Origin of the sequence: Actinocatenispora comari (assembly GCF_017312725.1) — a bacterium.
Lineage (GTDB): Bacteria > Actinomycetota > Actinomycetes > Mycobacteriales > Micromonosporaceae > Actinocatenispora > Actinocatenispora comari.
Genome location: NZ_BOPO01000034.1, coordinates 1 through 26,778 on the forward strand (window position 1 = coordinate 1; position 26,778 = coordinate 26,778).

The 26,778-nt window shown below is 71.7% G+C and carries 22 protein-coding genes; 15 read left to right on the forward strand and 7 right to left on the reverse strand.

Features of this window, described 5'->3' with window-relative positions:
- Window positions 1-170 precede the first annotated feature (170 nt).
- Both NUM_RS11100 and cuyB read left to right on the forward strand, forming a co-directional pair.
- On the forward strand, window positions 171-998 hold the full coding sequence (locus NUM_RS11100; RefSeq protein ID WP_207124723.1) for a M55 family metallopeptidase: 828 nt from the start codon (window positions 171-173) through the stop codon (window positions 996-998).
- A 27-nt stretch (window positions 999-1,025) separates the two neighbouring features.
- Entirely contained in the window at window positions 1,026-1,772 is a 747-nt protein-coding gene (gene cuyB / locus NUM_RS11105) for a cysteate racemase (protein WP_207124724.1), read from the forward strand.
- Between the two features lie 169 nt (window positions 1,773-1,941).
- Here cuyB and NUM_RS11110 read toward each other — a convergent pair whose 3' ends face one another.
- Both NUM_RS11110 and NUM_RS11115 read right to left on the reverse strand, forming a co-directional pair.
- On the reverse strand, window positions 1,942-2,550 hold the full coding sequence (locus tag NUM_RS11110; RefSeq protein WP_207124725.1) for a TetR family transcriptional regulator: 609 nt from the start codon (window positions 2,548-2,550) through the stop codon (window positions 1,942-1,944).
- Window positions 2,551-2,552: 2 nt separating this feature from the next.
- On the reverse strand, window positions 2,553-3,539 hold the full coding sequence (locus tag NUM_RS11115; protein ID WP_207124726.1) for an aldo/keto reductase: 987 nt from the start codon (window positions 3,537-3,539) through the stop codon (window positions 2,553-2,555).
- Window positions 3,540-3,840: 301 nt separating this feature from the next.
- Between NUM_RS11115 and NUM_RS11120 the strand changes: the two genes are divergently transcribed.
- Window positions 3,841-5,601, forward strand: coding sequence for an ABC transporter substrate-binding protein (locus NUM_RS11120; RefSeq protein ID WP_207124727.1), 1,761 nt, complete (start codon window positions 3,841-3,843; stop codon window positions 5,599-5,601).
- A gap of 78 nt (window positions 5,602-5,679) precedes the next feature.
- On the opposite strand, the gene NUM_RS11125 is transcribed toward NUM_RS11120, so the two are convergent.
- Together NUM_RS11125 and NUM_RS11130 are read right to left on the reverse strand one after the other, a co-directional pair.
- Window positions 5,680-6,894 (reverse strand): aldose epimerase family protein, encoded by a 1,215-nt coding sequence (locus tag NUM_RS11125; RefSeq protein WP_207124728.1) that lies wholly within the window; start codon window positions 6,892-6,894, stop codon window positions 5,680-5,682.
- Window positions 6,895-7,163: 269 nt separating this feature from the next.
- Window positions 7,164-7,595: a RidA family protein gene (locus NUM_RS11130; RefSeq protein ID WP_225918495.1), complete on the reverse strand. Its 432-nt coding sequence runs from the start codon at window positions 7,593-7,595 to the stop codon at window positions 7,164-7,166.
- A 131-nt stretch (window positions 7,596-7,726) separates the two neighbouring features.
- Between NUM_RS11130 and NUM_RS11135 the strand changes: the two genes are divergently transcribed.
- The 7 genes from NUM_RS11135 (at window position 7,727) to NUM_RS11165 (ending at window position 15,791) form a co-directional block, all read left to right on the forward strand.
- Window positions 7,727-8,215, forward strand: coding sequence for a cupin domain-containing protein (locus NUM_RS11135; protein WP_207124729.1), 489 nt, complete (start codon window positions 7,727-7,729; stop codon window positions 8,213-8,215).
- A complete protein-coding gene (locus NUM_RS11140; RefSeq protein WP_225918496.1) occupies window positions 8,212-9,156 on the forward strand; it encodes an acyl-CoA thioesterase in 945 nt (314 codons plus the stop codon). The genes NUM_RS11135 and NUM_RS11140 overlap by 4 nt, the downstream gene beginning before the upstream one ends.
- Window positions 9,153-10,826, forward strand: coding sequence for an AMP-binding protein (locus NUM_RS11145; protein WP_207124730.1), 1,674 nt, complete (start codon window positions 9,153-9,155; stop codon window positions 10,824-10,826). The genes NUM_RS11140 and NUM_RS11145 overlap by 4 nt, the downstream gene beginning before the upstream one ends.
- A complete protein-coding gene (locus tag NUM_RS11150) occupies window positions 10,823-13,198 on the forward strand; it encodes a bifunctional salicylyl-CoA 5-hydroxylase/oxidoreductase (protein WP_207124731.1) in 2,376 nt (791 codons plus the stop codon). Before NUM_RS11145 ends, NUM_RS11150 begins: the two co-directional genes overlap by 4 nt.
- The gene (locus NUM_RS11155; RefSeq protein ID WP_225918497.1) at window positions 13,198-14,040 is read left to right on the forward strand and encodes a PaaX family transcriptional regulator; all 843 of its coding nucleotides are present in this window, start codon (window positions 13,198-13,200) and stop codon (window positions 14,038-14,040) included. The genes NUM_RS11150 and NUM_RS11155 overlap by 1 nt, the downstream gene beginning before the upstream one ends.
- 155 nt (window positions 14,041-14,195) lie before the next feature.
- Entirely contained in the window at window positions 14,196-14,828 is a 633-nt protein-coding gene (locus tag NUM_RS11160) for a TetR/AcrR family transcriptional regulator (RefSeq protein WP_207124733.1), read from the forward strand.
- Between the two features lie 75 nt (window positions 14,829-14,903).
- Window positions 14,904-15,791 (forward strand): NmrA family NAD(P)-binding protein, encoded by an 888-nt coding sequence (locus NUM_RS11165; RefSeq protein WP_207124734.1) that lies wholly within the window; start codon window positions 14,904-14,906, stop codon window positions 15,789-15,791.
- Window positions 15,792-15,869: 78 nt separating this feature from the next.
- On the opposite strand, the gene NUM_RS11170 is transcribed toward NUM_RS11165, so the two are convergent.
- Window positions 15,870-16,733 carry a LysR substrate-binding domain-containing protein gene (locus NUM_RS11170; RefSeq protein WP_207124735.1) on the reverse strand — a complete coding sequence of 288 codons (864 nt, stop codon included), beginning with the start codon at window positions 16,731-16,733 and terminating at the stop codon, window positions 15,870-15,872.
- Window positions 16,734-16,886: 153 nt separating this feature from the next.
- On the opposite strand from NUM_RS11170, the gene NUM_RS11175 reads away from it, so the two are divergent.
- Window positions 16,887-18,170: an MFS transporter gene (locus NUM_RS11175; RefSeq protein ID WP_207124736.1), complete on the forward strand. Its 1,284-nt coding sequence runs from the start codon at window positions 16,887-16,889 to the stop codon at window positions 18,168-18,170.
- A gap of 15 nt (window positions 18,171-18,185) precedes the next feature.
- Here NUM_RS11175 and NUM_RS11180 read toward each other — a convergent pair whose 3' ends face one another.
- Window positions 18,186-18,995, reverse strand: a complete 810-nt coding sequence (locus tag NUM_RS11180) for a siderophore-interacting protein (RefSeq protein ID WP_207124737.1) — start codon at window positions 18,993-18,995, stop codon at window positions 18,186-18,188.
- 253 nt (window positions 18,996-19,248) lie between these two features.
- On the opposite strand from NUM_RS11180, the gene NUM_RS11185 reads away from it, so the two are divergent.
- The 4 genes from NUM_RS11185 to NUM_RS11200 all read left to right on the forward strand — a co-directional run bounded on the left by NUM_RS11185 (window position 19,249) and on the right by NUM_RS11200 (window position 26,263).
- Window positions 19,249-22,443 (forward strand): TIM-barrel domain-containing protein, encoded by a 3,195-nt coding sequence (locus NUM_RS11185; protein WP_207124738.1) that lies wholly within the window; start codon window positions 19,249-19,251, stop codon window positions 22,441-22,443.
- 163 nt (window positions 22,444-22,606) lie between these two features.
- Window positions 22,607-25,168: a beta-glucosidase gene (locus tag NUM_RS11190; RefSeq protein WP_207124739.1), complete on the forward strand. Its 2,562-nt coding sequence runs from the start codon at window positions 22,607-22,609 to the stop codon at window positions 25,166-25,168.
- Between the two features lie 132 nt (window positions 25,169-25,300).
- Window positions 25,301-25,681, forward strand: coding sequence for a VOC family protein (locus NUM_RS11195; RefSeq protein ID WP_207124740.1), 381 nt, complete (start codon window positions 25,301-25,303; stop codon window positions 25,679-25,681).
- A 6-nt stretch (window positions 25,682-25,687) separates the two neighbouring features.
- Window positions 25,688-26,263: an AAA family ATPase gene (locus NUM_RS11200; protein ID WP_207124741.1), complete on the forward strand. Its 576-nt coding sequence runs from the start codon at window positions 25,688-25,690 to the stop codon at window positions 26,261-26,263.
- Window positions 26,264-26,336: 73 nt separating this feature from the next.
- Here the strand turns inward: NUM_RS11200 and NUM_RS11205 are convergent.
- Window positions 26,337-26,778, reverse strand: a 442-nt coding sequence (locus tag NUM_RS11205; RefSeq protein ID WP_207124742.1) for an integrase core domain-containing protein, incomplete at its 5' end; no start/stop codon positions are given.

Consider the following 26,778-nt stretch of genomic DNA (forward strand, 5'->3'; position numbering starts at 1 on the left):
CCGGGTCCGGGCTCGGTGCGGCGGGCACCGGGTTCGCGCTCGGGCCGGTGTACCGCGGGGCCGGTACGCGCTCGGGCCGGTGTAGTGCGGGGCCGGTTCGCGCTCGGGCCGGCGTCGCGCGGGCCGGTCCGCGCTCGGCGCGCCGGCCCGCGAACCGTAGAGTCGGCCGCATGCGGATCCTCGTCTCGGCCGACATGGAGGGCGCCACCGGTACGGTGCTGCCCGACGACGTGCTCGCCGGCACCGACCGGTACGCGCGGGCGCTGCGGTTGATGCTCGGCGACGTGAACGCCGCGGTCGCCGGGTTCGCCGCGGCCGGCGCGGACGAGATCGTCGTCAACGACTCGCACTGCAGCATGGCGAACCTGCCGCTGGCCGAGCTGGACCCGCGGGCGGAGCTGGTCATCGGCCGGCACAAGCCGCTGGGCATGATGGAGCTGATCGACACCGGTGTGGACGCCGTCGCGATGGTCGGCTACCACATGGGTGCCGGCCGGCCCGGGGTGCTCGCGCACACCTGCCTGTCGCACACCATCCTGGACGTCCGGGTGGACGGCCGGCAGGTCGACGAGGGTGGCTTCAACGCCCTGGTCGCCGCCGAGGCCGGGGTGCCGGTCGTGCTCGTCACCGGCGACGACGTGCTGTGCGCCGCGGCCCGCGAGTGGGCCCCGCGGGCGCGTACGGTCGCGGTCAAGCGGGCGCTGTCCCGGCACAGCGCGGTCTGCCGGCCGCCGGCCGCGACCGCCGCCGACATCACCGCCGCGGCGCGGCAGGCGGCGGCGCTCGCCGGCGCCGGACCGGCCGCACCGGCACCGCACACCGTCGAGATCGACGTCGACTACCCGTACCTCGCCGTGCGCGCCGCCTCGATCCCCGGCGTGCGGGCGGTCGCCGAGCGCACCGTCGCGTTCGACGCGCCGGACGCCGCGAGCGCGTTGCGTACCTTCGGGATCGTGGTCGGCGTGCTGTCGTCCGGCCGGGAACGCGACTGGACGTGACCTGGTACTCGTCGTAGGAGGTTGGGCATGACGCTGTCACCACCGGTGGTCGGGATCCTCGGCGGGATGGGGCCGGCCGCCACGGTCGACTTCTACCGCAAGCTGGTCGAGGCCACCCCGGCCGGCACCGACCAGGAACACCTGCCCGTGGTGATCTGGTCCGACCCGCGGGTGCCGGACCGGACCGCGGCGCTGGTCGGCGACGGCGAGGACCCGACGCCGGTACTGCGGGCCGGGGTCACCGGCCTCGCCGCGGCGGGGGTGCGGCTGCTCGCGGTCGCCTGCAACACCGCGCACGCGTTCGTCCCGCCGCTGGCCGCCGAAGCCGGCCTGGAGCTGGTCAGCATCATCGACGTGACCGCGCGGCAGCTGGCCGCGACGCTGCCGGCCGGCGCGACCGTCGGTCTGCTCGCCACCGAGGGGACCGTGACGTCCCGGCTCTACCACGACGCCTGCGCCGCGGTCGGGTTGACCGTGCTGGCGCCGGAACCGGCGGAGCAGGCCCGGGTGACGGCGGCGATCGCCGCGGTCAAGGCCGGTACTGCGGACGCGTCCGGGGCCGCCGCCCTGGCCGAGGTGCTCGGCACGCTGCGGGACGCCGGCGCCGAGGCGGCGATCGCCGGCTGCACCGAGATCGTGCTCGCGCTCGCCGCCGGCACCGACACCGACACCGATGCGGTCCTGCCGGTGGTGGACCCGGCGGACCTGCTCGCGCACGAGGTGGTCCGCCGCGCCCGGGAGCTGCGCCCCGACCCGGCCGACGCCATGTCCTGAGCGACCGCCGCCCTTCCCCGTGGGTACCGCGGAATCTCGCCGGTACCCGCGGAATCTCGCCGGTACCCGCGGAAGCTCGCCGTTACCGGGGGAGGCCGTCGACCGGCGGCGGCCGGTGTCGGTGCGGATGGCCACGTCCCGCCGGGCCCGCTGCCGGCTTCGGGCAGCGCTAGCGTTCGTCCCCGACGGTCCGGTGCCGGTCGGGGGACAGGCCGACGAGGATCAGGTCGCACACCGCGTCGAGCCGTTCCTCGGTGCCGGGATCGGACCAGGTCGCGGCGTGGCTCGGGTGGTGGAACGCCAGCGTCGCGGTGAAGATCGCGCGTGCCGTGCCGGTCGGTTCGACCGGCCGGAAGCTGCCGTCGCGCACGCCGGCCCGGACGATCGCGGCGATGTCGTCGACCAGGCCGTCGAGGGTGGCGGTCAGCGCGTCCTGCCACTCGGCGGTCAGCCGCTGATACGCGGCGAACAGCTCCGGATCGTCCAGCACCTTGTGCCGCTTCACCGCGAGCAGCGTGTGCAGCCAGGTGCGCAGCCGAGCCGGCGGATCCTCGGTCGAGTCGCGCAGCGCGGCGACCGGGGCGTGTACCCGGGTGAGCCATCGCCGCGTCACCGCGGCCCGCAGCTCGGCCTTGCTGGACACGTGCCGGTACACGCTGGCGTGGCTGACCCCGAGCGCCCGTGCCACGTCGACCACCGTCGCCTTGTCCGGCCCGTACCGGCGGAGCACGTTCTCGGCGGCGGTGAGGATCTGCTCCCGGGTGAGCGGCCCGGCCACGGTCAGATCAGCTCCGGGGTGCGGCCGTCCGGGTACCGGTCGCCGGCGGCGGCGTCGGCCGGGACCGCGGCGTCGATCGCGGCCAGCGTCGCGGCGTCGAGTTCGAGCTCGGCGGCGCCGGCGGCCTCGGCGATGCGGTCCACCCGCCGGGCGCCCACCAGCGGCACGACGTCGGCGCCGCGCGCGGCGACCCAGGCCGTCGCGAGCTGTGGCACAGTGCAGTCGAGCCGCGCCGCGATCGCGCGCAGCGCCTCGACCAGGGCCAGGTTGTGCGCCAGGTTGTCGCCCTGGAACCGGCTCGTGTGCGCGCGCATGTCGTTCGCCGGCAGCGCCTGGTCGGCACGCCAGCGTCCGGACAGCAGCCCGCGGGAGAGCACGCCGTACGCGGTGATGCCGATGCCCAGCTCGCGGCAGGTCGGCAGGATCTGCTCCTCGATGCCGCGGAACAGCAGCGAGTACTCGATCTGCAGGTCGGCGATCGGGTGCACGGCGGCGGCGCGGCGCAGCGTGGCCGGTCCGACCTCGGAGAGCCCGATGTGCCGCACGTACCCGGCGGTCACCAGCTCGGCGATCGCGCCGATGGTGTCCTCGATCGGTACCGCCGGGTCGAGCCGCGCCGGCCGGTAGATGTCGACGTGGTCGGTGCCGAGCCGCTGCAGCGAGTACGCCAGCGAGGCCTTGACGGCGGCGGGCCGCCCGTCGAAGCCCAGCCAGGCGCCGTCCGGGCCGCGCTGGGCGCCGAACTTCACGCTGAGCGTCGCGGTGTCGCGGCGGCCGCCGCGCAGCGCCTCGCGGAGCAGCAGCTCGTTGTGCCCCATGCCGTAGAAGTCGCCGGTGTCCAGCAGCGTGATGCCGGCGTCGAGCGCGGCGTGCACGGTGCGGACGCTCTCGGCGTCGTCGGCCCGCCCGTACGTGCCGGACATGCCCATGCAGCCGAGGCCGATCGCGGCGACCGACGGTCCCTGTGTGCCGAGTCGACGACGTTTCATCCGGGGCCTCCTGGCGGGTTGGTTGCCGGCGCGCCGGCCGGCCGAGGTCGAGCGGCGCGCTGACAGGTTTCAGAATCTGTCAGCCATGCCACGGTACCGGCTGAGCCCGCCTTTTGTGCTAGCTGTGGGCGAGAAAGGCAAGAGGATGGTAAACGACCTCGTATCCGGCATTGATGTCGACGGTTTGGTGATCCGGTCGTTACCGGTCGCTGATGTGCCGCTCTTAACGTTCGCAGACAAGCCCGATAGGGGCGGGTGGATCGTGCCTGTCCTGCAGGGGGAGCCTCGACGAGGTGGTGTGATGCGAACAGGCAAGGTTGTGGCCGTCGGTGCGGTGGCCGTCGCGCTGATCGGCATGTCCACGGCATGCAGCAAGAACACCGGCAAGGGTGGCAACGGGGACGGGCCGACGGCGAAGGTGGCGTCCGGTTCGATCAGCACCGACCCAGCGGACTCGAAGGGTCCGGCCGCGGCGATCAAGGGCGCCAAGCGGGGCGGGACGATCATCTCCTACCACGAGCGTGACTACGAGCACCTGGACCCGCAGCGGGTCTACATCTCCGACGGGCAGGCGCTCGACCAGCTGGTCACCCGGCAGCTGACCGCGTTCAAGTTCGATCCGAAGACGGGCAAGTCGATCCTGGTCGGCGACCTCGCCACCAACACCGGTGTCGACGTCAACCACGACGGCAAGACCTGGAAGTACACCCTCAAGTCGGGCCTGAAGTACGAGGACGGCACGCCGATCACCGCCGCCGACGTGGCCTACGGCGTGGCCCGGTCGTACGCGTCGGACCTGGCCGACGGTCCGCACTACATCCAGCAGTGGCTGGCCGGCCCGGGCACCTACAACGGCAAGTACAAGGGTCCGTACAACGGGGGCGCGGCGGTGCCGCCGGGCGTGACGGTCAGCGGCAACACGATCACCTTCCACCTCAAGTCGTCGCAGCGGGAGTTCCCGTACGCGGCGTCCTGGGGTACCACGTCGCCGCTGCCGAAGGCCAAGGACGGCAAGCCGCAGTCGATCGACACGCACCCGTTCTCCAGCGGGCCGTACAAGATCGAGAGCTACACCCGGGGCACCGAGCTGAAGCTGGTCCGCAACAAGTACTGGGACCCCAAGAGTGACCCGATCCGGCACGACTACTTCAACGAGCTGGACGTCAAGATCGGCGTCGCCCCGAGCGACCAGACCAACCGGGTGCTCGCCGACCACGGTGACGACCAGTACGCGGTCACCGACCAGCCGGGCGTCAGCCCGGAGCTGACCGGCAAGGTGCTGGGCGACCCGTCGGCGAAGGGCCGCACGCTCAACGGCTACCTGCCGTACGCGGCGCGCGTCGACATCAACACCCAGCGGGTCACCGACGTCAACGTGCGCAAGGCACTCAACTACTCGATCGACCGCAAGGCGTACGTGCAGGCGCTGGGTGGCACCGCGCAGGCGGCGCCGGCCACCACGCTGATGTCGCCGACCGCCGCCGGCTGGAACAAGTACGACGCCTACCCGGGCGCCGGCACACCGGACGGCATCGCGAAGGCGAAGAAGCTGCTGGGCGGCAAGCACCCGAAGCTGGTCTACGCGTACGCGAACACCGAGGCGGGGCAGAAGCTCGCCACGGTGCTGCAGACCGCGTGGCAGAAGGCCGGGTTCGACATCGTGCTGCGTTCGTCCGACCCGGACAACTTCTTCACCCTGATCGACCGCAAGGACAACGGTTGGGACCTCTACTCGACCAACTGGGGTGCGGACTGGCCGAGCGGTTCCACGGTCATCCCGCCGCTGTACGACGGCCGTACCATCGCGAAGGCCGGTAACCAGGACACTTCGTACCTGAACGCCGACGACGTGAACAAGCAGATCGACAAGATCAAGGCCGAGCCGGTCGCGCAGGGCACGAAGGACTGGGGCAAGCTCGACGAGTACATCATGACGAAGTACGCGCCGAGCATCCCGACCTACTACATCAAGCAGCTGTCGATCACCGGCAGCAAGGTGCACGACGTGAAGATCGAGAACCCGCCGGGTGCGATCAGCTACGTCGACGCCTGGGTCGGCTGACCTACCGGCAGAACCGTTCGATGGCCGGTCCCGTTCGCGGGGCCGGCCATCGGTCTGTCCACTGTAGAGCCTGCCAGTTCAGGCGACCCCGAAGGCGATCGTGGTGGCGGTGCGGAAGACCTCGCCGGGCCGCAGCGTCGTGGACGGGAAGTCGGGCTGGTTGGGCGAGTCGGGGAAGTGCTGGGTTTCCAGCACCAGCGTGTCGCTCTGCCGGTAGGTCCTGCCGCCGATCCCGACCAGCGTGCCGTCCAACTGGTTGCCGGCGTAGAACTGCAACCCCGGCTGGTCGGTCGCGAAGGTGAGGTGGCGCCCGCTCGCCGGGTCGAACACGGTCGCGACGCGACGTTGACCGGAGCCGTTGAGTACCCAGTTGTGGTCGTAGCCCTTGACGTTGATCAGCTGCTGCTCGCCGGCCCGGATCCGGGCGCCGATCGCGGTGGGCCGGCGAAAGTCGAACGGGGTACCGGCGACCTCCGGCAGCGTGCCGAGTGGGATGGCCTCCCCGTCGACGGCGGTGTAGCGGTCCGCGTCTATCCACAGTAGATGGTCGTACACCGAGCCGGAGCCCTCGCCACCCAGGTTCCAGTAGGTGTGATTGCTCAGGTTGATCACCGTCGCCTGGTCGGTGGTCGCGTGGTACCCGATCGTCAGCTCGCCGCGTGCCGTGAGGGTGTAGGTCACGGTCGTGGTCAGGGTGCCGGGGAAGCCCATGTCGCCTTCCGGGCTGACCAGCCGGAACCGCACGCCGACGCTGCCGTGGCCGCGCTCGATCTCGGCGTCCCAGACGTGCTTGTCGAACCCGACGGTGCCGCCGTGCAGTGCGTTCTCCCCGTCGTTGACCGGGATCTGGTAGGTGTGCCCGTCCAGGGTGAACCTGCCCTTGGCGATCCGGTTCGCGTAGCGGCCGACGATCGCCCCGAAGTACGGGCTCCTGGTCCGGTACTCGTCCAGAGTGGACAGTCCCAGTGCGACGTTGGCGCGGCGCCGGTGCCGGTCGGGGGTCAGCACCCGGTGCACGGTCGCCCCGTAGTCGAGCAACTGCACCTGCAGGCCGCGCCCGCCGCCGAGGGTGTAGCGGGTGACCGGCGTGCCGTCCGGCATGGTGCCGAACGGATCGGAACCGACGACGAGCCCGTCCGGTTCGCTGGTGACCGGGCGCGGCGTGCTGGCCTCCGACGCCGCCGCGGGGTCGGCACCGGTCGCCGCCCCGACGACGGTACCGGCGGCCAGGGCGCCGCCGCCGAGCGCGCCGGCGGAGCGCAGAACGGTACGGCGGGAAACGGGTGCTGCCATGTGCACCTCCAGGTGGTGCGCCGCGCATGGCGCACCACCGGTACGCCGGCAGCGAGGATCTGTCCTGCCGCGAAGAGCGATGCCGAGTGCGTGGACATGGCGGATCGGGTGGGTTTACCCCAGGGTCACCGCACGCTATCGCGACATGGTTCAACACGTTCGACCGTAAATGACCAGACTGAGCGGGCGGCCACGCGAGGAGGTCGAGGCTTGGTCGGCGTCGGCGTCGGCGTCGGCGTCGGGGGCGAGGTCGGGCTGGTGCCGGAGGCTCACCCGGCCGGCCGGATCAGCCGGTCGTCCGGGATGACCGCGACGCCGAGGATCTCGATCAGCGCGTCGGGCTGCCACAGTTCGGTCGTGCCGATGCCGGCCATCGCCGGGTAGACCGGGCCGGCGAGCTCGCGCCACACGACCCCGATCTCCCGGCCGTGTGCCTGGTAGTCCTGGATGTCGGTCAGGTAGATCGTGATGCTGACCAGGTCCGCCGGGACGCCGCCCGCGGCGCGCAGCGTCGTGAGCACGTTGCCGAACGCCTGCCGGAACTGCTCGACGATGCCGCCCGGGACGATCTTCATGTCGGCGTCCAGCGCCGTCTGGCCACCCAGGTACAGCGTGTTGCCGCTCAGCGTCCCGTGCGAGTAACCACGCGGCGCCGGCAGGCTCGCCGGGTTCACCGGCACCGGTCGCAGTTGCTGGGTCATCGGCTCTCCTCGACCGTCCGTCCGCCGTCCGGCCCACCGTAGCGGTCTATTGACATGTTCACAACGAACGTGCCGATAATGAAATACCTGGACGGCGCCCGCGGAACCACCTCACCGGCGGAAGGACTGGCATGGACCCGAACTCCGACGATCACGAGATCGGTGACAACTCGATGTACCGCAACGACGCGGGGCTGATCGTCCCGTTCGTCACCCGTGCCGGCCACGAGCCGGACTCCGGCCTCACCGGCCAGTCCGAGGGCGCGACGAGGATCTCCGGGGTCAGCATCCAGCACACGCCGGCCACCCGCATCTGGTTCGGCAAGGTGCACAACCTGGCCGGCTACCGGTCGACGCCGCACCACCACGGCGAGGCCGAGACCGGTGGGTACGTGCTGTCCGGTCGGGCCCGGATCTACTTCGGCGAGAAGTTCGAGGACTACCTCGACATGTCCGAGGGCGACTGGGTGTTCGTGCCGCCGTACATGCCGCACGTCGAGTGCAACCTCGACCGCAACAAACCGCTCACCTGGATGACCACCCGCACCCCGGAGAACATCGTGGTCAACCTGCCGCAGGTGCGCGACGACGAGCTGCGCGACTGGACGGACCGCCCGTGACCGACGACGCGCGTTCGGCGCGGCCCCCCGTGACCGAGGACGCCACCTCCGCGATCTTCACCCGGGCCGTCACCCTCACCGAGGTGGCGCCGGAGCACTTCGACCGGGCGTACACCGCGGTCACCCAGCCGTGCCCGTGGCCCAAGGCGTACGGCGGGGACCTGGTCGCGCAGGCCGTGGTCGCCGCGATCCGTACCGTCGACGGCAAGCACCTGCACTCGACCCACTCGTACTTCATGCGCCCGGCCGAGATCGGTGCGCAGGTGCGCTACGAGGTCGAGATCCTGCGCGACGGTCGCGGCTACGCCACCCGGCAGGTCCGCGGGTACCAGGGTGGGAAGCCGATCTTCGTCTGCCTCGCGAGCTTCGCCGCGGGTGGCCCCGGCGGGCGGCTCCAGTCGGAGCCACCGGCACGGCTCGCCGAACCGGACGGCGTGCCCTCGTCGGCGGCGTACCTCGATGGCCGGTCCGGCGGCACGATGACCGACGGTTCGCGCGAGTACTGGCGGCACGGGCGCGGCTTCGACATGCGCCACGTGCCCGGCCCGGTGTACCTCACCGTCGACGGTGCCCGGGTCCCGCACCAGGCGGTGTGGGTGCGGCCCTTCGACGGGTTGCGCGACGTGGCCGGGCTCGACGACCGGCAGCGGGACACCGCCGCCCTCAGCTACGTCTGCGACTACACGATCCTGGAGCCGACGCTGCGTGCGCTGGGGCTCGCCTGGGCCGACGAGGGCCTGGTCACGGCGAGCCTGGACCACTCGATGTGGTTCCACCGGACCGCGCCGGTCGACGGCTGGCTGCTGTACGCCCAGGAGGCCGTCTCGGCCAGCGACGGCCGCGGCCTCAACCTCGGGCGCTTCTTCACCCCCGACGGCACCCACCTGGCGACGGTCGTCCAGGAGGGAATGATCCGCATCCCGGCTGGAGCCACGCCATGACCGACCTCGCGCCTTCCGGGTACCCGGCGGCTTTCGCACCCTCCGGGTACCAGGACAGTTTCGCCCGCGACCACCTCCCGCCGCGGGACCAGTGGCCGACCCTGGAGTTCACCACCGAGCTCCTGCAGTACCCGCCGCGGCTCAACGCCGCGGTCGAGCTGCTCGACGTGCCGACCCGGAAGTACGGTGCCGACCGCCCCGCGCTGCGCACCCCGGACGGTGAGGTCTGGACGTACGGCGAGCTGTTGCGGCGCACCAACCAGCTCGCCGGGTACCTCACCGACGAGCTCGGCCTGGTCACCGGCAACCGGGTCATGCTGCACTCGCCGAACAACCCGTGGACGGTGGCCTGCTGGCTGGCCGTACTGAAGGCCGGCGGCATCGTCGTCACCACCATGTCGGCGTTGCGCGCCCGGGAACTCGCGCCGATCGTCGAGAAGACCGCACCCACCATCGCCCTGGTCGACCACCGTTTCGCCGCGGCGGTACGGGAGCTGCGCGACTCGACCGCGCCGAACCTGACGATCGCCTCGTACGGGGGCGACGCACCGGACGATCTCACGACGCTCGTCGCCGACCGTCCGGCCGAGTTCGCCGCGGTCGACACCGCGGCCGACGACGTGGCGCTGTTCGGTCCCACCTCCGGCAGTACCGGGGTTCCGAAGATCACCACGCACTTCCACCGCGACATCCTGTCGATCGACAACACCTTCGGCCGGATGACGCTCAAGTTGCGGCCGGACGACGTCGTCGCGTGCACGGCGCCGTTCGCCTTCACGTTCGGCCTCGGGATGCTCGTCGTGTTCGCCCTGCGGGCCGGCGCGTGCGCGTTCCTCGCCGAGAAGGCGACGCCGCTGCAACTCGCGGAACTCGTTGCCGCCCACGGGGTCACGGTGCTCGCCACCGCGCCCACCGCGTACAAGCAGATCCTGAAGTCCGGCCACGCGGACCTGCTGCGCGGGCTGCGCAGCGCGGTCAGCGCCGGCGAGCACATCCAGCTGGAGACCTGGCGCGAGGTGCACCAGCGGCTCGGGCTGAAGATCATCGACGGCATCGGCGCCACCGAGATGCTGCACATCTTCATCACCGCGGCCGGCGACGAGATCCGCGAGGGCGCCACCGGCAGGCCGGTACCCGGCTACCGCGCCACGATCCTGGACCCGGACGGCAACGAGGTCGGCCCCGGCATCGCCGGGCGGCTCGCGGTGATCGGCCCGGTGGGCTGCCGCTACCTGGCCGACGATCGGCAGCGCAACTACGTCGTGAACGGTTGGAACGTCACCGGTGACACGTTCGTCCGGGACGCCGACGGCTACTTCTGGTACCAGGCGCGCACCGACAACATGATCGTGTCCTCCGGCTACAACATCGGCGGCCCGGAGGTCGAGGCGGTACTGGAGGAGCACCCGGACGTGGTCGAGTGCGCGGTGGTGGCCAAGCCGGACGCCGAACGCGGCTCCGTGGTCTGCGCGTTCGTGGTACTGCGGGACGGAGCGAGCGCCGACGCCGCGGCGCTGCAGGCGTTCGTCAAGGGCCACCTCGCTCCGTACAAGTACCCGCGGGACGTGCGGTTCGTCGATGCGTTGCCGCGCAACGCCAGTGGCAAGCTGCAGCACTTCCGGCTGCGAGCGCTGGTCGAGCAGGAGGCTGCCGCGGAGCCGACGTCATGAGGGTCGCGATCGTCGGTGGCGGCCCGGGCGGGCTCTACCTGGCGACGCTGCTCAAGGGGCTCGATCCCGGCCACGACGTCACCGTCTGGGAGCGCAACGCCCCGGACGACACGTTCGGCTTCGGGGTGGTCTTCTCCGACGAGACGCTCGGCAGCATCGAGGGCGCCGACCCGGTGGTGCACGCCACCATGGAGCAGCGGTTCGCCCGGTGGACCGACATCGACGTCAGCTTCGACGGGCACGAGTTCACCGTCGGCGGGCAGGGTTTCGCGGCGATGTCGCGCAAGGAACTGCTGGAGATCCTGCAACGGAGGGTCGCCGAACTCGGCGTCACGGTGCACTACCGCACGGCCGCGCCGGACGTCGAAGCGCTGCGCCGCGAGCACGACCTCGTGGTCGCCGCGGACGGCGTCAACTCCACCGTGCGCTCGCGGTACGCGGACGTCTTCGCGCCGCGGCTCGACCGGCGCCGGAACAAGTACATCTGGTTCGGCACCGACCTGGTGTTCGAGGCGTTCCAGTTCTTCGTGAAGCACACCGAGTGGGGCACCATGCAGATCCATGGCTACCCGTACTCGGACGCCGGTTCGACGTTCATCGTCGAGATGCACGAGGACGTGTGGCGCGCCGCCGGACTCGACCGCACGGAGCACGAGCAGCTGCCGCCCGGCGCCTCCGACGAGTACGCGGTGGCCCGGGTCGGCGAGATCTTCGCCGACGAGCTGCGCGGGCACCGGATCCTGACCAACAACTCCAAGTGGCTGAACTTCACCACCGTCCGCAATGCTTCGTGGCACCACGGAAACGTGGTACTGCTCGGCGACGCCGCGCACACCGCGCACTTCTCCATCGGTTCCGGTACCAAGCTGGCGATGGAGGACGCGCTCGCGCTCGCCGCGTGCCTGCACGAGCACCCGGGCATCGAGCCGGCGCTCGCGGCCTACCAGCAGGAACGCAAGCCGGTAGTCGAGTCGACCCAGCGCGCGGCGCAGGCGTCCCTGGAGTGGTTCGAGAACATCGGGATGTACGCCGACCAGGAACCGGCGCAGTTCGTCTTCAACCTGCTGACCCGGTCGCGCCGGATCACCTTCGACAACCTGAAGGAACGCGACCGCGACTTCGCCGACCGGATGGAGGCGGAGTTCGCCCGGCACCAGGGATCGGCCGAGGTGACACCCGCGATGTTCCAGCCGGTCTCGATCGGCGAGCTGCGGCTGCGCAACCGCATCATCGTGTCGTCGATGGACATGTACTCGGCGACCGACGGCGTGCCGGACGACTTCCACCTGGTACACCTGGGATCCAAAGCGCTGGGTGGCCCCGGGCTGGTGATGACCGAGATGATCTGCACCTCGCCGCAGGGGCGGATCACGCCCGGCTGCACCGGACTGTGGAACGACGAGCAGCGCGACGCCTGGCGGCGGGTCACCGACTTCGTGCACCGGCGCTCGACGGCGCGGATCGGCGCGCAGCTCGGGCACTCCGGCCGCAAGGGGTCGACCAAGCTGATGTGGGAGGGCATGGACGAGCCGCTGGAGACCGACAACTGGGAGGTCGTCGGCCCGTCCCCGGTGCCGTACGGCGAGGGATGCCACGTGCCGCGCGAGGCCACCCGGGCGGACCTCGACGCCATCCGCGGCGAGTTCGTCGCCGCCGCCCGGCGCGCGGTCGACGCCGGCTTCGACCTGGTCGAGGTGCACGCCGCGCACGGGTACCTGCTCAGCGGGTTCCTGTCGCCGGTGTCCAACCGGCGCACCGACGAGTACGGTGGCCCGCTGCCGCACCGGCTGCGCTACCCGCTGGAGGTGTTCGACGCGGTGCGCGCCGCGGTGCCGGCGCACATCCCGGTGACGGTGCGGATCTCGGCGACCGACTGGCTGCCGGACGGCAACACCGCCGACGACGCGGTCGAGATCGCGCGCGCCTTCGTCGAGCACGGTGCGGCGGCGATCGACGTGTCGACCGGGCAGATCAGCAAGGACGAGCGGCCGGCGTTCGGGCGCTCGTACCAGACTCCGTTCGCCGACCGGATCCGGCACCGGGTGGCCGCCGGTACCGACGTGAAGGTCATCGCGGTCGGCGCGATCTCCAGCTACGACGACGTGAACTCGATCCTGCTCGCCGGCCGCGCCGACCTGTGCGCGCTGGGCCGGACCCACCTCTACGACCCGCAGTGGACCCTGCACGCCGCCGCCGAACAGGGGTACGCCGGTGCCGCCGCACCGTGGCCCGATCAGTGGGCCGCCGGCAACCGCCGCCCGCCGACCGCGCGTACCGACAAGGTGCCGCCCCGGTTGCAGTTGCTGCGCGAGGGTGCGCGCGCGGACGTGCATCTGCGCTGGCGTCCGCGGACGGCACAATCGGTGTCGTGATGAGCCGAAGCGCCGCCCCGACGACCACGTCCCGGACGCGGGTGTCGCGCACCCTGCTGGTCAGCTTCCTCGGCGCGGTGGTCCGGCGGATGGACGACTGGATGCCGATCGCCGGCGTCGTCGAGCTGATGCGCCAGGCCGGCCAGGACGCGCCCGGCGTGCGTACCGCGGTGTTCCGGCTCAAGCAGCGCGGCTGGCTGGAGTCGCAGCGCCGCCACGGCGCCCGCGGGTACGCGCTGACCGGCCGGGCGAGCGCCGTACTGGCCCAGGGCGACGAGGTGATCTGGCACTCCCGGCGCCCGGCCGACCTGGCCGACGGCTGGTGCATCGTCAACCTCAGCATCCCGGAGGCGGAGCGCCGCAAGCGCGACCAGCTCCGTACCCACCTGGCACACCTGGGTTTCGGCAACGTCGGTACCGCGATGTGGCTGGCGCCGGCGCGGATGCGGGCCGCCGCCGAGGGGGCGATCGGCGAGCTGGGCATGGACAAGTACGCCGCGGTGTTCGTCGGTGCCTACGTCGGCAGCCGAGACCTCACCTCGTTGCTCTACGAGAGCTGGGATCTCGCCGGCATCGACGACAGCTACCGCGCGTTCATCGACGGCCACGAGCGGATGCTCGCCGAGCTGGAGTCGGGCCGGGACATCGCCGGCCAGCAGGCGTTCGTGCACTACCTGCGGGTGGTCGACGCCTGGCGGCAGCTGCCGTTCCGGGACCCCGGGCTGCCGCGCGAGCTGCTCGCCCCGGGTTGGAGCGGGCCGGCCGCGGTCGAGCGGTTCGAGCGGCTGGTGGAGCTGCTCGAAGGGCCCGCGCTGGCCCACGCGGCCGGCTTCTGGTCCTGACCCAGGTGCGGGCGGGACCGGTTCGGGGCCGGCTGCGGGTGGTTCAGGGCCGCGGTGCCCGCGTAGGGGGCAGGACCGATCTGCTGCTGACCGAGGCGCGGGCGGAGTGTCGTCGCTCACGATCCAATCAATCAAATGAATGATAGGTTGACGTCGTGACCACACCGGAGCCGCGGGACCGGCGCAACGCCGCGCACACCAGGGAACGCATCCTCGACGCGGCCCTGGAGGAGTTCGCCGCGAAGGGATACTCCGGCGCCCGCACCGCGGGCATCGCGAGGCGGGCCGGCGTCAACCAGCAACTGATCTCGTACCACTTCGGCGGCAAGGAAGGGCTGCTGCGGGAGCTTCGTGGCAGGTGGCAGGCGCGCCGGGCGAAGCTCGCGCCCAGCGCGCCGGCCGAGTCCTTCCCGGCGAGCTTCGCCGCCGCGCTGGATGCCACCCTGTCGGATCCGCGGTCCGCCCGGATGGTCATCTGGCGCTCGCTCGGCGATCACCCCGATGACGCCGAGGAGTCCGCACAGGAGTGGCGGACAGTCGCCGCCGCCGCCGTGCGGCGGATGCGCGAGCGGCAGGCTGCCGGGGAGATCGGCGACCGGCTCGAACCGGAGTTCGCCACGCTGCTGACCTTCCTGCTGTCCTTCGCGCCGGTCGCGCTGCCACAGCTGATCGAGGCGATCTACGGGGTGGACCCGCTGTCGGCGGAGTACCGCGAGCTGGTGGCGGCTCAGCTGTCCGCACTGCTCGACGTGCGAACGGAGCCCGAACAACCACCGTCCGAGGGCTGACCGGCCGCCCGGGCGGCCGCACACCCCGACCTCGACCATCGACAATCTCACTCAATTGATTGATTAAGGACCGACATGACCCGTGTACTCGTCACCGGCGCCACCGGCAAGCAGGGCGGCGCGGTCGTCGATCTCCTTCTGCGGCGCGGCCACGAGCCCGTCGGCTACGTCCGCGACCCGGGATCCGACGCCGCGAGGGAACTGGCCGCCAACGGCGTCGCACTGGCCCAGGGCGATCTGGCCGACGCCGAAGCGCTCGGCCGGGCCGCGCGCGGCGCCGGCGCGATCTTCGGCGTCACCGTTCCGTTCGGCCAGGATGGTGCCGCCGGCGAGATCGCGCAGGGCCGGGCGCTCGCCGACGCGGCCGAACGCGCCGGCGCACACCTCGTGTACTCCTCGGTACGCGGTGCCGCGACCGCCGGCGAGTTGAGCGTCGAGCACGCCTCCGCGAAGCAGGTCGTCCAGCGCCACCTCGAGCGCAGTGGCGTGCACTTCACCTCGGTGCAGCCCGCCTACTTCATGGAGAACGCTCTCAACCTCGGGCTGACTCGCCTGCACGACGGGGTCTACGCGTTCCCGCTCAGCGCCGACCGCCGGCTCGACCAGGCCACCGTGCTGGACATCGCCGGGCTCGCCGTGCATGCCGTCGAGAACCCCGAAGCGCTGCGCGGACGGGCGATCGACGTCGTCTCGGACACCATCACCAGCGCGCAGGCCGCGCAGATCCTGGGCGAGGTCATCGGCACGGACCTGCCGTACCGGAACATTCCGCTGGCGCAGATCCGGCAGTGGTCCGGCAACGAGATCGCGGACATGTTCCAGAGCTTCGAGGACAACCGGGAGTACGCGGATCTCGCCGCGCTGCACGCGGAGTTCCCCGCGGTGGGGTGGCATTCCTATCGCGACTGGGCGGAGACCGTCGACTGGGACCGCGCGCTGTCGAAGCGGCCCGGCTGGGGCTGAGGCGCCGGTCCAGGAGGCCAGCTCGGACGAGGCGCGCCGGTAACCCGGTGCGGCTCGTGCGCACAACCGGCGCCCGGGTCAGTGCGCGATGTTGCGGATGGGGTTGCGGCGGGACAGGATCGCCGAGGTCAGCGCCTCGACCGCGTCGCCGGCCGAGTGCGGGTTGGTCAGCAGCACCAGGTCGGTCTCGCCCAACTCCGGTAGCCCCGCGTCGGCCGGCAGCTCGACCAGATCCGCCGGGACCAGGCTGCGGGCGAAGATCGCCACCCCGAGGCCGGCCCGTGCCGCGGCCAGCACCCCGTTGACACCGCGCACCGTGCACGAGATCCGGTACGGGATGCCGGCCTGCTCCAGCGCCTGCACGCCACGCGACCGGCTCATGCTCGGCGCGTGGTAGACGATCAGCGGGAGCGGCCGGTTCCGGTCGAGGCGGGCGTCCTCGACCGCGGCCCACACCAGCGGGTCCCGTTGCACGAGGCGGCCGTGGCCCTCGCCCGGGGCGTACTTGACGAAGGCGGCGTCGAGGTGGCCGGACTCGACCCGGCGTTGCAGCGTCAGGCTCTGCGAGACGGTGAGCTCCAACACGATCTGCGGGTACAGCCGGCGGAACTCGCGGAGGATCTTGGGCACCGGCGTGAGCGCCAGGTCGTCGGTCACCCCGAACCGCAGCCGGCCGGACAGCTCGGAGCCGGTGAAGTGCCCCACAGCCGCCTCGTTCGCGGCGATGATCGTGCGGGCGAACCGGGCCATCGCCTCACCGTCCGCGGTCAGCGCGACGGTGCGCGTGTCGCGCACCAGCAGCGGCCGGCCGACCTCCTCCTCCAGCTTGCGGATGTGTTGGGAGACAGTCGGTTGCCGGATGCCGAGCGTCGCCGCGGCGCGGGTGAAGCTGAGCGACTCGCTGACCGCGAGGAAGCTCCGCAGGTGCTCCGGGTTGTACACAGCGTCCCTCTCGTTATTGCAAGACGCTATAACACTAATAGGAGCAATTGGATTTGGCTATGAGAGCCCGGGTGGCAAGGATGGAGTGCACACCCACCCGATTAGGGGCCCCGACGCCTTTCCATCAGGGCCCCTGTAGAGCTTTGGACGATTGTGAGCATCGCGCGCGCGGCCACCGACGACCACTTACCCGGCGCGGCGCCGAGACGGCACCGCACCTTCGAATCCCTCCGTACCTTCAACTTCCGCGTCTTCGCCGGCGCGCAGGTGGTGTCCAACACCGGCGGCTGGGTGCAGCGCATCGCCCAGGACTGGTTGGTGTTGAGCATCACCGGCTCGGCCACCGCCGTGGGCATCACGACCGCGCTGCAGGCCGCACCGACCGTACTGTTCGGCATCGCCGGCGGAGCGCTCGCCGACCGGTTCGCCAAGCGCACCATCCTGCTCGTCACCCAGGCCGGCATGGGCCTGACCGCCGCCGTACTGGCGGTGCTGACGCTGTCCGGGCACGTCGCCGCGTGGCACGTGTACGTGATCGCCTTCGTGCTCGGGCTGATCACCGCGGTGGACAACCCGACCCGGCAGGCGTTCGTCAATGAGCTCGTACCGGCCGGGCAGCTGCGCAACGCGATCAGCCTCAACTCCACCGTGTTCCAGCTCGGCGCGCTCGTCGGCCCGGCGGTCTCCGGCGTGCTGATCGGCGCGGTCGGCCCGGGCTGGTCGTTCCTCGCCAACTCGTGCTCGTTCGCGGCGCCGATCGTCGGGCTGCTCGCGATGCGCCGGCACGAGATGGTGCACCTGCCCCGGCCGGCCGCCGCGGCCCCGGTGCGGACCGTCGAGGTGTTGCGGCTGGTGCGTGGCCGGCCGGAGATGCTGTGGACCGTCGTCCTCGTCGGCACGTTCACGTTCTTCACCAGCAACCTCGCGGTGACGCTGTCGGTGTACGCGAAGTCGGTGTTCGTCTCCGGCGCCGGCGGGTACGGGCTGCTCAGCTCCGTGGTCGCGATCGGCTCGGTGGCCGGCGCGCTGGTGTCGGCCCGGCGCACCGGCGGCGGCGTGCGCAGCCTGCTCGCCACCGGTACGGTCGTCGCCGCGCTGGCGATGGTCGCCGCGCTGACCTCCGCGCAGTGGGCGTTCGGGGTGGTACTGGCCGGGCTCGGTGCGGCCACGCTGCTGCTGGTGACCGCGGCGAACTCGACCTACCAGCTGTCGGTCGAGCCGCACCTGCGCGGCCGGGCGATGGGCGTCTATCTGCTGGTGTTCACCGGTTCCGCGGCGCTGGGCGGCCCGGTGATCGGCTGGATCGACCAGCACCTCGGCCCGCAGGTCGGCCTGTTCCTCGCCGGCGCGGTACCGCTGGTGGCGATCGGGCTGATCGCCACCCGGTTCGTGAACGCCTCGGCGCTGCGTACCAGGCTGCATCGCCTGCACCTCTGACGGCCGGGCCGGCCGTCAGTCCGGGTCGACCGGGGCGCCGACCCGCCAGTACCCGCCGAACGTGATGGCGGTGGCCGGGATGCCGCGACCGATCAGGTGCCGGCGGACGCCCTTGACGAGGTCGCGCTCGCCGGCGATCCAGGCCTGCGGCGCGCCGGCGGGCAGCGCGGCGGCGCCCAGCGCGGTCGCGAGCGCCGTGCCGGTCCCGGCCGGTACGGCGGTGCCGCGGTGCACCCAGCGGATCGTGGCGTCCGCGGCGGTCTCCAGCGGCAGTTCCTCGCCCGCGTCGGCCACCTCGACGTACGCGTGTACCGAGGTGCCGGTGGGCAGCCGCGCCAGGATCGCGGCGATCGCCGGCAGTGCCGTCTCGTCCCCGACGAGCAGGTGCCAACCGGCGGCGGGGTCGAGCCGGAACTCGGCGCGGCTGGCGGAGACGCCGACCCGGTCGCCCGGCCGGGCCCGGGACGCCCACGCCGCGGCCGGGCCGACGGGACGGCCGGGTGTCTCGTCGTGCAGGACGAAGTCGACGTCGATCGTCGCCGCGGCCGGATCGAGCCGGCGGATCGTGTAGGTGCGCATGATCGGCCGTACCTCGTCGGGCATGGCCCGCCAGCGGGCGAACCAGTCGTCGCCGTCCGGCAGCGTGGGCCGGTCCTGGCCGCCGCGCGGCAGGAACAGCTTGAACCGCTGGTCCGGCCCGGCGTCGGCGAACCGGGCGAGGGTGGGACCGGCGAGCGTGATCCGGACCAGCCGCGGCGTCAGTCGCCGGACCCGAGCCACCTCGACGTCGTGCAGCAGCGGTGCGGTCCCGGTCCCGGTCGTCACGTGCGTCCTCCCTTGGCCAGCGAATTAAGTGAGGCTACCCTAACTTGCCGACCGATGGCCGGTTCGGCCGGCCCGTCGACCAAGGACCCGGGCCGCCTGGCACGTCGATCAGGGGCTCGTACGCCGAGGCCCGGGCGCGGCGGGGCGTTCTTGATCGACGCGGTCTCGCGGTTCGTTGACCTTGCGGGTGGTCCGCGGGATCATTCGGGCGATCGCCGCGAAACCCCTCGTCGCGGCGCGCGAAGGAGGCCCGATGAGACGTCGTCTGTTGCCCCGCGCAACCGCCCGTCGCCGGCTGGTCGCCGCCGGCTCGATCGCCGTACTGACCGCCGGCCTCGCGGTGGCGGCCACCGCACCGGCCCAGGCCCGTACCCCGCGGGGCGTGGTCGTCGACGGGGCCGCGCGGTTCGAGGTGCTGTCGCCGACGCTGGTCCGGCTGGAGTACGCCGCGGACGGGAAGTTCGCCGACCGGGCCACGTTCAACGCGGTCGGCCGCGCCGCGTTCCGCCCGCCGCACTACCGCAGCACGGTGCGCGACGGCTGGCGGATCATCCGCACCGACAAGCTCACCCTCTCGTACCGGGAGGGCTCGGGGCGGTTCACGACGGCCAACACGAAGGTGTCGCTGCGGGTCGGCGGGCACCAGGTGACCGGCGCGCCGCGCTGGCCGCAACCGCCGGGGCCGTGCACGTACGGCGCGCTGTGCGAGGCGGAGGCGGCGAACCTGACCGGCGGCGCCGGGCCGGCGAGCGATCACGGCGGCTACACCGGTACCGGTTTCGTCGCCGGGCTCGGCACGGTCGGCGCGGCGATCGCGCAGCGCGTCGTGTCGGTGCCCGCGGCCGGCGACTACCAGCTCGCGGTGCGGTACGCGAACGCCAAGGGCGGCGACGGCAAGACGCAGACCCGGACCATGAGCGTGGCCGCCGGCGACACGAAGGCCACCCTGACGCTGCCGGTCACCGGCAGCTGGGACACCTGGCGGCTGGCCACCACGACGGTGCACCTGCCGGCCGGCGAATCGGCGCTGTCGCTGACGGTGCCGGACATCGACGACGGGCACGTCAACATCGACAGCTACGCGCTGACCGCGGCCGGCGGGGCGTACCCGCAGCCGCAGGCGCCGGACTGCGCGTACGGCACGCTGTGCGAGGCGGAGGTGGGGCTGCTGCACGCGGTGCCGGTGGCCGGTGACCACGTCGGCTTCTCCGGTACCGGGTTCGTCGCCGGCTACGACACGGCGGGCGCGAGCTCGACGGTACGGGTGACCGACGTGCCGGCGGCCGGCGACTACCGGCTGGCGCTGCGGTACGCGAACGGCAAGGGCGAGCCGCGCTCGCTGACGGTCGCCGCCGGCGACGTGACCCGGACCATGGCGCTCGCGCCGACCGCGAGCTGGAACAACTGGTCGCTCGCGCAGACCACGGTGCAGCTGGCGAAGGGGGACAACGAGGTTTCACTGTCCTGTGTGGACGGTCAGGCTTGCGGGGTCAACGTCGACAACCTCGCGGTGCTGCCGGCCGGCGCGCCCTACCCGCAGGTGCTCGGCGGGTACCGGCGCAGCCTGGACGGGCAGGGCGGCGCCGCGCCGATGAACGGCGGGCTGCTGTCCGGCGCTGGCTGGTCGCTGCTCGACGACTCGCGCACGGCCCTGTTCGACCCGGTGAAGCACACCGTGGCGCAACGGCCGGCGCACGACGGCGACTACCAGGACGGGTACCTGTTCGGTTACGGCACCGACTACGCCGCGGCGCTGGCCGACCTGAACACGCTGACCGGGCCGTCCGCGTTGCTGCCCCGGTTCGCCTACGGCGTCTGGTACTCCCGCTACTACGCCTACAGCCAGGCCGACTACGAGAACACGCTGGTGCCGAGGTTCCGGTCGGAGAACGTGCCGCTGGACGTGCTGGTGACCGACACCGACTGGAAGGCGCCGGACGCCTGGAACGGCTGGGAGTTCGACCCGACGTACTTCCCGGACCCGACGTCCTATCTGGACTGGGCGAAGCGGCAGGGCATCCACGCCACCCTGAACGTGCACCCCAGCGTGCAGCAGGCGGATCCGAAGTTCGCCGCCGCGCAGGCCACCGCGAAGGGCAAGCTGACCCCGTCGGACTCCTGCGGCTCCGACACCGTCCACAACGGACAGTGCTACGTCTTCGACTGGTCGGACCCGAACCAGCTCAGGGCGTACTTCGACCTGCACGACTCGATCCAGCGGCAGGGCGTCGACTTCTGGTGGCTGGACTACTGCTGCGAGAACTCGCAGGCCTCGATGCCAGGCATCACCCCGGACGCGTGGATCAACGGCAACTACGCGTGGCAGCGGGAGAAGCTGGGGCTGCGCGGTTTCGTCCTCTCCCGGATCGGCAGCTCGCTGACCGCCGGCGGCTACTCCGGCTCGTCGGCGCTGCCGTCCGGACCGTGGGCAGACCACCGCTACGCCGCGCACTTCACCGCCGACACCGACTCCACCTGGGACGAGCTCGCGAACGAGGTGGCGTTCACTCCCGCCGAGGGTGCCGGCATCGGGGAGTCGAACGTCAGCCACGACATCGGTGGTTTCCACGGCAAGCACCTCGCCGACGACCTGTACGCGCGCTGGGTCCAGTTCGGCGCGTTCCAGCCGGTGCTGCGACTGCACTCGTCGCACGGCGACCGGCTGCCGTGGGACTACACCGGCGCGGCGAAGGACTCGGCGGAACGGTTCCTGCGGCTCCGCGAGTCGCTGGTGCCCTACACGTACTCCCTTGCGCAGCAGGCGAACGCGACCGGGATGCCGATCACCCGGGCGCCGTACCTGGACTACCCGGATCAGCCCGACGCCTACCAGTTCGCCAGCACCGAGTACCTGTACGGGCCGGACATGCTGGTGGCGCCGGTCACGACCGCGGGGGAGCAGGCCGACACCACGGTGTGGTTCCCGCCGGGAACCTGGACCGACTGGTTCACCGGCGAGCGGTTCACCGGGCCGGCTACCCGCACCGTGCACAGCGACCTGTCGACGATGCCGGTGTTCGTGCGCTCCGGCGGGATCGTGACCGCCCGCACCGGCGACGTGTCCGGCGACACCGGGCATCCGCTGACCGCGGCGACCGCGACGATCGCGACCGGCGGGGACGGCCACGCCAGCCTGTACGAGGACGCCGGCGACGGGAACGGCTACCGGCACGGGCAGTCCGCGACGACCGCGCTGTCCTACACCGAGCGCGGCGGCGCGAGCCGGCTGACCATCGGCGCCCGGCATGGCGGCTATCCCGGTGCGGTGGACACCCGGACCTGGACGGTACGGCTGCTGCACGCCGACCGCCCGACCCGCGTCACCGTCGACGGCACGGCGCTCGCGCCGAGCGACACCGGCCCCGGCTGGTCGTACGCGGAAGGCACGTTGACGGTGCGGCTGCCGGCCGGCGCCACCTCGCTACGGCACCGGATCGAGGTGCGGTAACGGACGGTATCGGTGGGTTCAAGACGTGATGATGTGACACGGCGGATTGATCCGTTGACATCGATGTAATGAACGCGAAAGATGTCCGGCGTCCATGCCGGACATCTTTCGCGTCCCGGGCCACCCTGCAGCCCGATCCAGTCGCCGATCGTCGGGAGGATCGATGCACAGACCCACACGTCCCAGACTCGCCCTGGTCGCCGCGTTCAGCCTGGTCGCGGCGGCGCTACCGGCCGCCGCGGTGGCCGGCAGCGCGCAGGCCGCGCCGAACCCGGACTGCCCCTGGGTCGGCTCGCACGCGCCGATCGACAGCCGGGTCCAGCAGGTCGTGGCCAAGATGTCGCTGGACGACGAGATCGCCATGGTGCACGGCACCGGTGGCTCCGCGTACACCGGCTTCGTGCCCGGCAACGACGCCCTGTGCATCCCGGCGTTGAAGCTGCAGGACGGCCCGACCGGGGTGCGGATGGCCGACACCACCCAGCTGCCGTCCGCGACCACCCTCGCCGCCACCTTCGACCAGCACGCCGCCCGGCGGTACGGGTCGGTGATCGGTGCGGAGGACCGGACCAAGGGCGTCGACGTCGACCTCGGCCCGACCGTCAACATCGTCCGCGATCCGCGCTGGGGCCGCTCCTTCGAGTCGTACAGCGAGGATCCGTACCTGACCGGCCAGATCGGCGCCGGTGACATCGAGGGCATCCAGTCGCAGGGCGTGATGGCCCAGGTGAAGCACTGGGCGGTGTACAACCAGGAGACCAACCGCAACACCGCCAACGACGACGTGCAGATCGACGACCGGTCGGTGCACGAGATCTACGCCGCCGCGTTCGGCACCATCGTCGACGAGGCGAAGCCGTCCTCGGCGATGTGCTCGTACTCGGTCGTCAACGGCTCGTTCGCCTGCGAGAACGAGTACCTGAACCAGATCCTCAAGCAGGACTTCGGCTTCGACGGGTTCATCACCTCCGACTGGGGCGGCACGCACTCCACCGTCGGGTCCGCGAACGCGGGGATGGACATGGAGATGCCGGGCAGCACCTACTTCGGCGCCGCGCTCGAGCAGGCGGTGACCGACGGGCAGGTACCGCGCTCCCGGGTGGACGACATGGTGGGCCGCATCCTGCGGCAGGAGTTCCGGTTCGGGCTGTTCGACCATCCCTCCGCCGACACCCCGACCGCGCCGGCGTCCACCGACCAGCACGTCGCGACCGCCCGGCAGATCAGCGAGGACGGCACCGTCCTGCTCAAGAACGACGGCGTGCTCCCGTTGAACGACAGGAAACTCGGCTCGATCGCGGTGATCGGGGACGGCGCCGGCCCGGACACCATGACCGCCGGCGGCGGCAGCGCCAAGGTCGCCGGTACCGGCACGGTCACCCCGTACGAGGGGATCAAGGCGCGGGCCGGCAGCGGCATCGACGTGCGGTACGCGCAGGGCAACCTCGGCAGCTCCGGCAAGCTGCCCACCGTGGACAGCCAGTACCTGACCCCGGCCGACGGCAGCGGGCACGGGCTGACCGGCGCGTACTACGCCAACACGACGATGTCCGGTGACCCGGTGGCGACCCGTACCGATCCGCAGGTGTCGTTCACGTTCGGCGACGCGAACCGGCCGGCCGGGGTACCGGCGAACAACTTCTCCACCCGGTGGACCGGCACCCTGACCCCGCCGCAGACCGGCAGCTACACGTTCGGACTGACCTCCGACGACGGCAGCCGGCTGCTGATCGACGGCAAGCAGGTCATCGACAACTGGCGCAACCAGGCGGAGCACACCGAGACCGCGCAGGTGACGCTGACCGCCGGCAAGCCGGTGTCGATCGAGGTCGACTACTACCAGGCCGCCGGCGACGCGGTCGTCAACCTCGGTTGGACGCTGCCCGACTCCGACCCGCTGGCGCAGGCGGTGCAGGTGGCGAAGGACTCCGACGTCGCCGTCGTGTACGCCAACGACTACGAGTCGGAGGGGTCGGATCTGAAGGACATCGACCTGCCCGGCACCCAGAACGCGATGATCGACGCGATCGCGGACGCGAACCCGAACACCATCGTGGTGCTCAACACCGGCTCCGCGGTGACGATGCCGTGGCTGTCGAAGGTCAAGGGCGTCTTCGAGGCCTGGTACCCGGGGCAGGACGCCGGCAACGCGATCGCCGCGCTGCTGTTCGGCGACACCAACCCGTCCGGCAAGCTGCCCGTGACGTTCCCGACCTCGCTGGACCAGGTACCGGCGTCTACCGCGGCCCAGTGGCCCGGCATCGGCGGCAAGGTGTCCTATTCGGAGGGTCTGAAGGTCGGCTACCGCTGGTACGACTCGCAGGGTCTGACGCCGGCGTTCCCGTTCGGCTACGGCCTGTCGTACACCGGCTTCCGACTGTCCGGGCTGCACTTGTCCGGGCACACCCTCAACGCGCACAACAGCATCAAGGCCTCCGTGTCGGTCACCAACACCGGGCACCGGTCCGGCGACCAGGTCGTCCAGCTGTACCTGTCCGACCCGAAGGCCGCGGGTGAACCGTCGGCGCAGCTGAAGGGGTTCGCGAAGGTGTCGCTGCGGCCCGGCCAGACCAGGCGGGTCAGCCTGCACCTCACCGCGGCGGACGCCTCGGTGTGGTCGACCGGCGCGCACGCCTGGCTGCTGACGCCCGGCACCTACACCGTCCACATCGGAGACTCGGCCACCCACCTCCCGCTGTCGGCCACCTTCACGGCCCGACCCTGACCCACCCCGCCGTGTCGATCGTGGCGCCAACCCGGCCGGAGAACGCTTGCCACCGGGACGGCGCCATGATCGACCGGCGTGGCGGACCGGTATCCGATGGCGATCGCGGACCGCATCGGGGAGGCTCGTGCCATGGTTTCGGTATTGCAGAACGTGGCGATCGACTGTACGGACGCCTACCGGCTGGCGCGGTTCTGGAGCGAGGTGACCGGCATCCCGCTCGACCCGGAGGACAGCCCGGGCGACGAGGAGATGCGGATCCTGCTGCCCGAGGGGCCGGCACTCTACTTCAACCAGGTACCCGAGCCGAAGACGGTCAAGAACCGGGTGCACGTCTGCCTGCGCCCGGACACCGCCCGGGACGGCGAGGTGGCCCGGCTGCTCGACCTCGGCGCCACCCTGGTCGCCGACCGCCGCAACCCCGACGGTACGGGCTGGGCGGTGCTCGCCGACCCCGAAGGCAACGAGTTCTGCGTACTGCGCAGCGCCGCAGACCGCGCCGCCACCACCTGACCGCCGATGACGAACACCGTCGCGCTGATCCAGTTTGCTGGGCGGCCCGGGTCGGGCAAGACCCGGCTCAGCCGCGACCTGGCGGGCCACCTCGGCGCCAGCGTGCTGGACCTGGACGTGGTGAAGTCCGCGCTGCTGGACGCCGGTACCGCCTGGGACGACGCCGGCAGAACCGCCTACCAGGTGATGTTCGCGTTGGCTGAAGACCTACTGCGCGGCGGGCGCCCGGTGATCGTGGACAGCCCGTCGCGCTGGGAGATCATCCCCGAGCGCGGGCAGCAGATCGCGGCTGTCGTCGGCGTGCCGTACCTGATGATCGAGTGCCGCTGCGCGGACAAGGCGGAGCTGGGCCGCCGGCTCGCCAGCCGGCCGCGGCACCGCAGCCAGATGCGCAGCCTCGACGAGCCCGCGGCAGAGGCAACCGCGAACTGGGTCGCCGAGGCGCAGGGCCGCGCGGTGGACACGACGATCGGCCCGGCGGCTGGTTGGTTCGTCGTGGACACCACGCAGCCGCCGGAGGAATGCCTCGCGCAGGTGCTCGCGTACCTGCCCGGTGCGCTCGCCGCCCGTCGGATCGGCTGATCCGCACCCGCCGCGTGGGACCTGCGCCGTGCGAGCAGACAGCCGGACTCCGGCTCGCACGGGCGCCGTGACGCTAGCTGTTCGCGGTCTGGACGTTGGTGACGGTGGTGTGGAGTCGGGTGGCGGGTGGTTGGTTGCCGATGGCGGTGTGGGGTCGGTGGTAGTTGTAGTGGATGTTCCAGCTGGTCAGGGCGCTGGTGCGGGCGTGTTCTGAGGTCCAGGTGTGGGCGTAGAGCAGTTCGTCGGCCAGGATGCGGTTGTAGCGTTCGACTTTGCCGTTGTGGCGGGGTGTGAACGGCCGGATTCGTTGGTGGCGGCCGAGGTCTGCCACGGCGCGGGCGAAAGCGGTCGATCGGTAGCAGGCGCCGTTGTCGGTGACCAGCCGGTTGATGCGGCTGATGCCGTGTGCGGCCAGAAACACCCGCGCTCGGGCGAGGAACGCCACGGCGGTGGCGCCTTTCTCGTCGGGTAGCGCCTCGGTGTAGGCCAGCCGGGAGTATCCGTCGATCGCGGAG